Below are 10,288 nucleotides of genomic sequence, written 5' to 3'. Positions count from 1 at the left end.
ATTCTGCTTCTATTAATCTTTATGAATTAAGTGAAATCAATCAGTATATTAGAAATGGTAATATCGGAGATAAAATTCAAGATATTTCTCCCTTTTCAGTTAAAGTAACAAAAGAAAATGGAATTTTTGCTTTTTATCAAGAAGTTATTTGGAATATAAAAAATAAAGAAGAATATCCATGCTATTTATTTTCTACAAGATATGTATTTGATTCCGATCCCTTAAATTTTTCTAAAGAAGGCAGTCAAACAAACCTCTATTATTTAATAGAACAGAAAGATTTCGATGAATCTGAAAAATATTATTATCCTCAAGCTGAGTGTAAAAAAATGATATTGAGAGAATTACAAGAGCTTGGGATTACACCGATTGATTAACATACTATAAACTAAATTCATCTAAATGATGAGTTAATAAAATCGAATTATTTACCAAAGCGATCGCTATTCGTTAAATGCAGTCCAAACTACGAACTATTTCTAAATAATGGATGTAATTATAATCGATAACTCTTATCGAATAAATTTGTTTAATTCATCAACTAAAAGATGTACTGTTGTTGAAGGATTATCACTTACTGGATTGGAAGGACTATATTGCTTGAGAAGACTTTTAGCGTGTTTAATAGCAGTAGATTGTCGATTTTCTATTTCTTCGTATATTGTCGTACTATTTTTTTTATATTTATATCCTAGCAATTTTTCTAACTTCTTGATGTAATCTTTGCGAGGAAGTCCAGTATTCAAAAATTCAAAATGCAACAGATACCATAATTCAAAAGCTTCATTAGAATAAGCAACTTTAAATCCTTCCTGTTCAGCTATGGCAATAGCGTTGTTAAAATCTTGCTTAGGCCAATCATCCCTATCAAATACACACCAAATTTGGTCGTAATCTCCTTGAGCTTTTAATTCTTTAGCCTGTTGTACTAGTTTACTTGGATTGTATCCAAATCCTTTAACATCAATTTTCTTGACAGTCGTGGAAACGCGAAAGCTCATGAAGTAATTTGGCTCAGTTTTTTCACCTTCACATATAATTAAAAATATTTGCCTAAGCTCTCTGGTTTCAACTTTTCTATCAGCATAGCCACGATTTCTAGGCATTAGGCTCACCAAGAAGTTGACTTAAGTCACCAATAAATGGAATAGCACCATATCTGCCTTTGATATAATCACTCTCAAAAGAAGCATCACTTAGTATTTTATATTCAACTAATGAATATAAATCTGTAGCACCATATTTGTTTTTCTCAGTAAACCAAATCTGATCTCTACGAAATATTTTGTGACTAAGCAAATTAGTGTCATGAGTCATAAATATTAGTTGTGCATTATTAGAGTTTGTTTTTTTGGAATTAAATAATTCAACAATTGCTTTGCCGATTAGTGGGTGAAGTCTCGCATCGAATTCATCAAATATCAAAACTTTGCCATATTTAAGAGTATCTACCAAAAGTCCAGCAATAGAAATTATTTTTTTAGTTCCTTCCGATTCTTGATTTTCTAAGTCAAAAAACTTAATAGAAATATTACCTTTATTACCAAATTTTTCATGCCCAGTTCTAATTGAATCGTCAGTTTTAAAATGATAAGAGCTTTTTTCTACAGTGATAATTTCTGCTTCCTTTATTCTTATTTGTTTAATACCTAAATCTAGTTTTTTAATTAATTGAATAATTTCTGATTTATTGTCATTTTTTTTTCCTAAAGAGCTTATTGTATAACTCAAGTGATCTCGATCCTCTAAACCGGAAACTATATTTACTTTTTTTGTGAGCCAATCTAGTATTCTCTCAGCTATTTCAACGTTAAATTGAGCAGCTACTGATAAAAAAAGTGCATTGCTCCTAGTTTTTGGGTAAATACCCTCAGCTTTAAATATTTTAGATAGACGTTTTATATTACGTGAATTTACGTCATAAACTCGCTCAAAAAGACGAGCTTCTCTGGTCTTAGGAACATAAAATAACCACTCAGCAATAACTCTTTTTTGATTAGCTTCAAACCCATATCGATACTTTGTACCATCTAATAGAAACACAATTTCAAAAAAAGATGGTTGTGCTTCAGTTTCTGTACTTAGCTCAAACGGCTCAACTCCTATTTTTTCTGTACTTTGAGTCTCTTTAGAAGAATTAATCATAAACCACTTCATAAAGCTCAAAGCTTTTGCAAGATTACTTTTACCACTGGCATTAGCGCCATAAACCGCAGCACTTTTGAGTAATTTGAGGTCATCATCTACTGCGAAAATATTGTTATCATCAAGTTCCTTTTCTTTGGTAACAATATTGGCAGCCACCATACTAAAGGTGACTTTATCTTTGAAGGAACGATAATTACCAATGCTAAACTCTATGAGCATAGTAAATTTTTATTCTAAACAGCATATTTGTGAAACGATCGCAAATATATAAGTTAAGCATAGCGGTTATGGCACATACATAACTACTCTGACAATTGCGATGCCTACGGCGGTAAATTACGCACTTTCTCAATTATCCATTAATTGGATTAAAAAATTATTCCTGAGAATTACTTTCTCCTTGTTTACTATCACCAGGCGAATCAATTTTACCTCGCCGATAATTAGCCAAAGTCACCCCTTCTTCTAAAGATACAGTAGAGTATTTACTCAACCCGATACGCTGTGACGAATAAATTCCGGAATGACCTGAAAATAAGTAACTTACTACACAACTAATACCAATAAATACGCCTGATTCTAAACCGAATAATTCAATTCCCATGAGAGTTGATGCTAAAGGTGTATTTGCTGCGCCTGCAAACACGCCTACAAATCCCATTCCTGCTAATAGTGGTGCGGGTAATCCTAAAATCAACGATAAAGCATTACCTAAGGTTGCACCAATAAAAAACAAAGGTGTCACTTCTCCTCCTTTAAAACCTGCACCTAAAGTTAAAGCAGTTAAACCCAATTTGGCTGCAAAATCCCAAGGAGGTAGTTGAGTGTAAAAAGCATCAACGATGGTTGGGATACCAAGTCCAATATACTTAGTTGTACCACTGAAAATCACAATTATTGCTATTAATGCCCCGCCAATTAAAGGACGCATTGGAGGATAGGATATTTTTGTTTTAAACAAGTGACTGATTTTGTGAGTTACTTGAGCAAAAAATCTGGCAACTATTCCAAAAATTACACCAGCAATAATCGCAGAAATTAATCCCCAAATTGTCAGGGATGGTATAGATGGAGCGTGTCTATATGCTGTATGATGTAAACCAAATAGTAAAGTTACTTCATTTCCAACGATCGCGGCAATTAAAGAAGCAAAAAGCGCGTCGTAATGAATCTTTCCAATGGCTAAAACTTCTAGACCAAATACAGTTCCCGCAAGGGGTGTACCGAAAACAGAAGCAAATCCCCCACTAATACCTGCTGTTAATAAAATTCGCCGATTGGCTCCTTTAAAATGGAAGATTTTAGTTAACTGATCTGCCAAAGAAGCACCCATTTGTAATGCTGTACCTTCCCGACCGGCTGAACCACCAAATAAGTGAGTTAGGTCTGTTCCTAATAAAACTAAAGGAGCCATACGTCCGGGAATAATATTTTGAGGATTATGGATTTCTTCTAATAAAAGATTATTTCCAGCTTCCACAGACCTGCCAAATTGATGATAAATCCAACCACTCAAAAAACCACCAAAGGGAAGCAAAGCAATAATCCAACGATGTGATTCTCGCCAATCAGTTGCCCATTCCAATGATGCTAAAAGAATAGCAGATGCGGTTCCCGCAAGAATGCCAATTACAAAGGCAATAGGCAACCATTTAATTAGGTGTGGCAGTGCGATAAATACTTCAAATTTACGAAAATTGTTCATGTTATTTTGTAAGTATGTTACACCATTTCTTTGTGAGCCTGCGCCAAATTTTCTTTCTTTCTTTCTTTCTTTCTTTCTTTCTTTCTTTCTTTCTTTCTTTCTTTCTTTCTTTCTTTCTTTGTGTCCTTTGCGCCCTTTGCGGTTTGTTTCTCATATAGTTTGGCGCATCTTCATACAGAATTGGTATTATGAGTCAAAATTCCAAATTCAAAAGTGAGAATACTTAAAAAATCATTTGTTTGTGCAACTCTCAGTTATACAATCTAAAATCCAAAATTAAATTTTCGTGGCTTTCTAAGAAAATTACAGGTATTGGACTGGTTTCTAAAACAGCTTGTGAAACTGAGCCAATTAACACTTGTTCCCAAGGTCGATGTCCGCGTTTTCCCATGACGATCGCAGTCACAGAATACTCTTTAGCAATGCGAATAATTTCTTCTGGAATCGTACCTGTAACTGTTAAAAATTCATATCTAATATCAGATAATAACTGTTTAGCTTGTTGTTTTATTTGTTCGATACCTTGCTGGTTTGAAGTATTAATTACATGCAAAACAATGACTTCGCCATTACTGCGGCGTGCTAAATCTGCAACTTTGGTTAAAACTTCTGTGGCTAAACTTGATGTATCAACTGCTGCTAATAACAAAGTACGAGTAGCAACTGTAACTTTGCTTGGGTCAACTTCACCTTTGTTGAGCAATTTAGGAGCAAAAGTCATAGTTCCCCAAGCGCCTAAAGGTGCAGTGATTAAAATTGAAAGAGCTGCCATCGCTAAAATTATCTCTCCTCCCGCAATTCCTTGGGAGAGGGGTATTGCCCCGATGGCTGCTTGGACTGTGGCTTTGGCTGAGTTCCCTGGTAACAAAAATAATCTTTCTTGCCAATTCCAATTACTACCCAAAGTTGACAGATACCAACCCAACATTCGACCAATCAATAAACCAATTGCTAAAATTAAAATGCCGGGTAAAAAAATTGTATTTAATACTTGCAGTTGAATATTTGCGCCTAACAATACAAACAAGAAAATCTCAGCTACTATCCATAAACTATCGAATCCACCGCGCAATCTTCGCGCTAAAGGAGCATCTAATTCAATTAAAAAAAATCCCATAGCCATTGCTGCCAAATAACCAGAAAAGTAAGGCAGAACATGAGCTATAATTACTAAAAATAAGGCTAAACTAGCAGCAATTACAGTGTCTTGAACGACGTTTTGAGTCCAGTTTTGTTTGGTTAAGAGTAAAACTAATAAACGAGCCGCTAAATAGCCAAACAATACTCCCAAAAATATTTGCATGATAATTTGAAATGGCAGCAGTTGTAGAGCAGTTAAAGTCAATCCCCCAAGGGTAATCTGCTCAACACCTGTATCACTTAAAAAACTCAATAGTAGGCTAAAAACTAGTAACAGCAATACATCTGATAAAGCACTACCAGTTAAAATTGCATCGGGAATTCCTTTGGTGACACCCCAGCCTAAACTTTTCAGCCTCAACATTCCTGGGACAATTACAGCTGGAGATTCAGCAGCGATTACACAGCCCAAAAGTAAACCGATAGGAAAGTTGAATTGAAAAATTACCATAGCAGCAAAAGCGATCGCCATCGCTTCTGTTGCTGCTGGCAAAAACCCCAAGCGCAACGCCACAGTTCCCTGTTGAGCTAGCTTTTCTCGATCTAAACCGAGTCCAGCTTTCATTAAAATAATCATTACTGCCAAAGTTCTTAATTCATCAGCAGCACCCAACACATCTTCACTGATGACATTCCGAACTTGGGGGCCAAGAATAATCCCCACTAAAATCATGCCAATTAAAGGCGGAGCGCCTAAACGACGGGCAAGTTGTCCGACAAAAAAGCCCATCATTAAAATCCACAATACACTGGCTAACATCTCATGACTCCTTGAGGTGCAATCTGTAGATTTTCACTTTCTACAGAAGAGTCAGGTAATGCATTTAGCCAAGCCCTACTCTCCCGCAGTCAGCGAAGAAAGTAGGAGCCATCAGCCTTTCAAGTGATGATTTATCGGGTTGAAAAGGCGGTTTTGGCGAGCTCCATCGCCATTGATTTGACATTAAATTAAGCATACCATTTTTTAATCTTTGTTTCTTTGAAAAACTAATGCCAACAAAAACCCTTGACTCATGCCCGCTAGATCGCTGTTGACTATTAGAATAGCAATATATGATACGCCCCGGCGAAGCGTGTACCATCAGCGGCATAGTATGGTGTCATCATCAGAAAATAATTACCAGCCTGTTAAAAATTATCCAACAAAACTAGATAAATTTTTAGTTTGTGGGCTAGGAAGTTTGGGTCAACATTGTGTTGCTATCCTCAAAGAATATGGTGCCATTGTTAATGCCATCGATTTAGAACAACCTCAAAATTTACAAATTCCAAATTTATTAAATTTATTAGAAAATTTATTCTTTGGAGATTGCCGTCAAGCTAGTGTTTTAGAACAAGCAGATATTAGTCAATGCCGGACTATCATTTTAGCCACTGGTAACGAACGAGTAAATATAGAAGCTGCCTTTGCCGCACGGCTATTAAATCCTCAAGTTCGTTTAGTGATACGTTCTGACAAAAAAAATCTCAATCAACTTTTAAGTCAAACTCTTGGTAATTTTATTGCCTTTGAACCGAATCAAATTTCTGCTTCTGGCTTTGCTGTTGCAGCCCTTGGAGACGAGCATATTGGCTATTTTCAAGTGGAAGAACACCAATTTCGGGTAGTCAAGCATCAAATTCAAATGCACGATCCCTGGTGCAATCAACTGCACATACACGAACTGAATACTCAAAATCTCCGGGTCTTATATCACACTTATGATGCATCTGTTTTACCTAAAGAATTTCATCAGTGGGAACCAGAGAGAAAATTACGCCCGGACGATACTATTATTTATATTGAAGTCAAAGAGCAACTCCAAAGTTTGAAAAAAGTTGCCATTAAGCCACAGCGTAACTGGCAGCAGTTATGGCAAGAAATTGTATTGGGCAGAGTTTGGAAAAATTTCCAACAACAAATTCCATCTTGGAGGCGAAAATTACATACCTATCAAAGTTTGCGGGTAGCAATCATTTGTGGACTGACAGTAATTTTTCTTTGGTGCATTGGAACAATTATTTATATCTTAAATTATCCTCATAGTAATGTAGTCGAAGCCTTTTATGGTACTGCTGTTTTACTGTTAGGAGGATACGGAGATTTATTTGGCGGTATTAACTTTCAAACTCCACCAGAAACAGCCCAACACATGCCGGGATGGTTGCGATTATTTAGTTTGGCACTAACTTTAACGGGTATAGGCTTTGTTGGGGTATTATATGCATTGCTCACTGATGTCCTTTTAAGTTCAAGATTTCAATTTTTCAAGAGTTACCAACCATTAATTCCCGTAAAAAACCATGTTGTACTCATTGGATTAAATCGAGTCGGTCAAAGAGTAGCAGCTTTATTAGAAAAATTCAAACAACCTGTGGTGGGTATTAGTAGCATAGGATTGGGCATAGATTTTTTCCATAAAATCCCAGTAATTATTGATAGTATTACTGATGCTTTAGGAAAAGTGAATTTAGCTAATAGTAAAAGTGTCGTTGTAGTTACAGACGATGACATGGAAAATTTAGAAATAGCTTTGATGGTACACGCCCAAAGTCCTACAACTCGTGTGATTATTCGGACTTACGACCGAAATTTTCGTGATAATGTCGCACGCTTATTTCCTTATGCTCAAGTTATTTGCACCTCTGCGATTTCCGCAGAAGTTTTTGTCGCTGCGGCCTTCGGAGAAAATATTCTCAGCTTGTTTAACTTTGATACCCAAAGTATTTTAGTAGTGGAGTATACCATTGAAGCTGGTGATACACTCAACGGATTACTTTTGGCTGAGGTTGCCTATGGTTATGGAGTAGTGCCAATTTTATACCAAAATTTCAAGCGATCGCCAGTCAAATTAATGCCTTCTGATAATATACAACTTACCGTTGGCGATCGCCTCATCGTTCTAGCCAATACCAATAGTCTTCAGCGCATTGAACGAGGCGAAATGTTTAACAAAACTTGGCAAGTAGAAATCGAAAAAGCATTAGCTGAAGATGCTATCTTTGATGGTGCTAACGAAATCAGTATTATCTCAGGATGCAGTATCGGCACAGCCAGAAAATTAATGGATAATTTGCCCGGACAACTACCAAAAGCATTATATAAACAACAAGCTTTACGTCTAGTGCGGAGACTATCTAAATTAAGAGTAACAGCTAGGTTGAAACCCTTTTCTGATAACTGAATAATGTAGAATTCAGAAGTCAGAAGTCAGAATTCAGAATTCAGAAGTCAGAATTCAGAAGTCAGAAGTCAGAATTCAGAATTCACAGCGTTACTGATTTAATTATGAATTGTTTTTCGTTAAATTAATATTGTGAATTATTAATCAAACGTATAACTACAGATAGATGCAACTTTACATTGCGTTACGTTAGATTATATATAAAATATTAAAATGAAAGTCGTCATTAAAGTTTGCGGCTTGCCGCATTCATCAAAAAGTCAGACTTGAATTTATACTGAATTCTGACTCCTGAATTCTGAATTCTTCTTGATTAATTCCAGGGGGAAAACCGTACATATTGGATAGGTTTTCTGCATCCTACTATCTAATTCTAGGTCGATACAATCAAAGTGTAGCTTAATCAATGCTGTTTTCTAGAAAAACCATACAGCATTAGCAGGAGAGCAAAAATATGGGAAATCAATTCAAAACAGCTGCTTTGTTAGCTGCACTAAGTGGTCTTTTAATAGCAATTAGTTACTGGGTAATTGGTGGTACTAGTGGCTTATTGGTTGGAATCGTCTTAGCAGCAGTAACAAATCTGTTTTCCTGGTATCAATCAGATAAAATTGCCCTTGCAGTATATCAGGCACAGCCTGTGAGTGAAAGGGAAGCACCGGGACTTTATCGCATGGTGGAAAAGTTGTCTCGTCGTGCGAATATTCCTACACCTAGAGTTTATATTGTTCCTAGCCAAACTGCTAACGCCTTCGCTACAGGGCGCGATCCAGAACATGCTGCTGTTGCTGTTACTGAAGGCATTTTGAATATATTACCAGAGGACGAACTCGAAGGCGTTATCGCCCACGAACTCACCCACATTATTAATCGTGACACCCTCACGCAAGCGGTTGCTGCAACAGTAGCCGGTGCGATTTCATTCCTCGCACAAATGGTAAGTTACAGCCTGTGGTTTGGTGGTGGTTCGCGAGACAGCGACAGGGGTGGAAATCCTTTTGGTGTTTTGTTAACTGTAATGCTTGCGCCATTAGCTGCAACAATTATTCAGCTGGCAATTTCACGCACAAGAGAATTTTCTGCTGATGCTGGTTCTGCAAAATTAACTGGTAATCCCCGTGCTTTAGCTAGAGCTTTACAAAGATTAGAAGCTACAGCTAGACAGATGCCTTTAAACACTAATCCAGCTTTCGAGCCATTATTAATTATTAATTCCATTTCTGGACAATTTTTGGGTAACTTATTCTCCAGTCACCCGGCTACAGAAGCGCGAGTTGCAGCATTATTAAAATTAGAACAACAGCTGACAACAAGAGCTTAATTGAGTATTGGGCATTGGTAACAATTCCCAATCCCAAATCTAAAATCCAAAATTGAATTGGCTTTGCAATTAAGGATGTTTTAAAGATGACTTCTAACAACATCGAATCCGTTGAAGCTACATTTGTGGAAACAACTGAATCTACAGTAATTGTAGAAATTAGTTCTCAAACTGATGCATTAGTAGAAATTGAAATGGCTGGTGAAAGTGATGAAGTGAAGCGCGAAACCAAAGCGCTAATTGAAGCACTAAAAAGACGCGCTCAAGCGGAAGCTGATTCCGCAGGTACTCTCACTCGTGAAACTTATTTAAATGCCGTGCGTCGAGCCAGAGAATTGGTTGAAGGAAGGAAATTGATTGAAGGCGATCGCCTGCAATTAGAAAATGCTTTGGCAGTATTTCAAGACGAAGCCCAAAGAAATTGGCACTTGATGATGAAGGATTTAGTAGATTTCAATTATCGCTTACAAAAAGCTGCCAAAGCTGCTTGGGAAGCCTTCAATCATCCTTATTCTCAAAATTAAATAGTTGATGCCAAAAGCAGTTCATATCAATTGCACATTAGACTTCTTGGAGAAGTCGGGAAAAGGGGAAAATGAAAAGGGGGAAAGGGAAAAGGTTAAAGGGAAAAGGGTTTTTATTTGCCCTTTTTCCTTTAACCCTTACCCTTTTCCCCACTTCTCTTAGAAGTCTAGTCAACAGTCAACAGCCAACAGCCAACAACTACCACAAGCAATACTTGTCGGGTTTTGGGGGAAAGGGAAAGGGGAAAAGGGAAAGAAAAAACCTTTAACCCTTACCCTTTAACCC

General features: G+C 36.8%; 8 protein-coding genes and 1 riboswitch. Of the genes, 4 read left to right on the top strand and 4 right to left on the bottom strand.

The window, feature by feature from the left end:
- On the top strand, positions 1 to 377 hold a 377-nt coding region (locus tag GNE10_RS25745; RefSeq protein WP_185567930.1), incomplete at its 5' end, for a hypothetical protein.
- 135 nt (positions 378 to 512) lie between these two features.
- Here GNE10_RS25745 and GNE10_RS25740 read toward each other — a convergent pair.
- The 4 genes from GNE10_RS25740 to GNE10_RS25725 all read right to left on the bottom strand — a co-directional run bounded on the left by GNE10_RS25740 (position 513) and on the right by GNE10_RS25725 (position 5,753).
- Positions 513 to 1,106, bottom strand: a complete 594-nt coding sequence (locus GNE10_RS25740; protein WP_185567927.1) for an RloB family protein — start codon at positions 1,104 to 1,106, stop codon at positions 513 to 515.
- The gene (locus GNE10_RS25735; protein ID WP_185567924.1) at positions 1,099 to 2,367 is read right to left on the bottom strand and encodes an ATP/GTP-binding protein; all 1,269 of its coding nucleotides are present in this window, start codon (positions 2,365 to 2,367) and stop codon (positions 1,099 to 1,101) included. The genes GNE10_RS25740 and GNE10_RS25735 overlap by 8 nt, the downstream gene beginning before the upstream one ends.
- Positions 2,368 to 2,524: 157 nt before the next feature.
- Positions 2,525 to 3,853, bottom strand: coding sequence for a voltage-gated chloride channel family protein (locus GNE10_RS25730; protein WP_185567921.1), 1,329 nt, complete (start codon positions 3,851 to 3,853; stop codon positions 2,525 to 2,527).
- Between the two features lie 250 nt (positions 3,854 to 4,103).
- The gene (locus tag GNE10_RS25725; protein WP_185567918.1) at positions 4,104 to 5,753 is read right to left on the bottom strand and encodes a sodium:proton antiporter; all 1,650 of its coding nucleotides are present in this window, start codon (positions 5,751 to 5,753) and stop codon (positions 4,104 to 4,106) included.
- 95 nt (positions 5,754 to 5,848) lie between these two features.
- Positions 5,849 to 5,933, bottom strand: a riboswitch (Fluoride riboswitch).
- 154 nt (positions 5,934 to 6,087) lie between these two features.
- Here GNE10_RS25725 and GNE10_RS25720 point away from each other — a divergent pair.
- From GNE10_RS25720 to GNE10_RS25710, 3 genes are all read left to right on the top strand, one after another.
- Positions 6,088 to 8,157, top strand: a complete 2,070-nt coding sequence (locus tag GNE10_RS25720; RefSeq protein WP_185567915.1) for an NAD-binding protein — start codon at positions 6,088 to 6,090, stop codon at positions 8,155 to 8,157.
- 454 nt (positions 8,158 to 8,611) lie between these two features.
- Entirely contained in the window at positions 8,612 to 9,478 is an 867-nt protein-coding gene (locus GNE10_RS25715; protein WP_185567912.1) for a zinc metalloprotease HtpX, read from the top strand.
- 86 nt (positions 9,479 to 9,564) lie between these two features.
- On the top strand, positions 9,565 to 10,002 hold the full coding sequence (locus tag GNE10_RS25710) for a hypothetical protein (RefSeq protein WP_185567909.1): 438 nt from the start codon (positions 9,565 to 9,567) through the stop codon (positions 10,000 to 10,002).
- Positions 10,003 to 10,288: the final 286 nt, after the last annotated feature.

Origin of the sequence: Nostoc sp. 2RC (genome assembly GCF_014222165.1) — a bacterium.
Lineage (GTDB): Bacteria > Cyanobacteriota > Cyanobacteriia > Cyanobacteriales > Nostocaceae > Nostoc > Nostoc linckia.
This window is presented reverse-complemented; position numbering and strand designations above follow the sequence as displayed.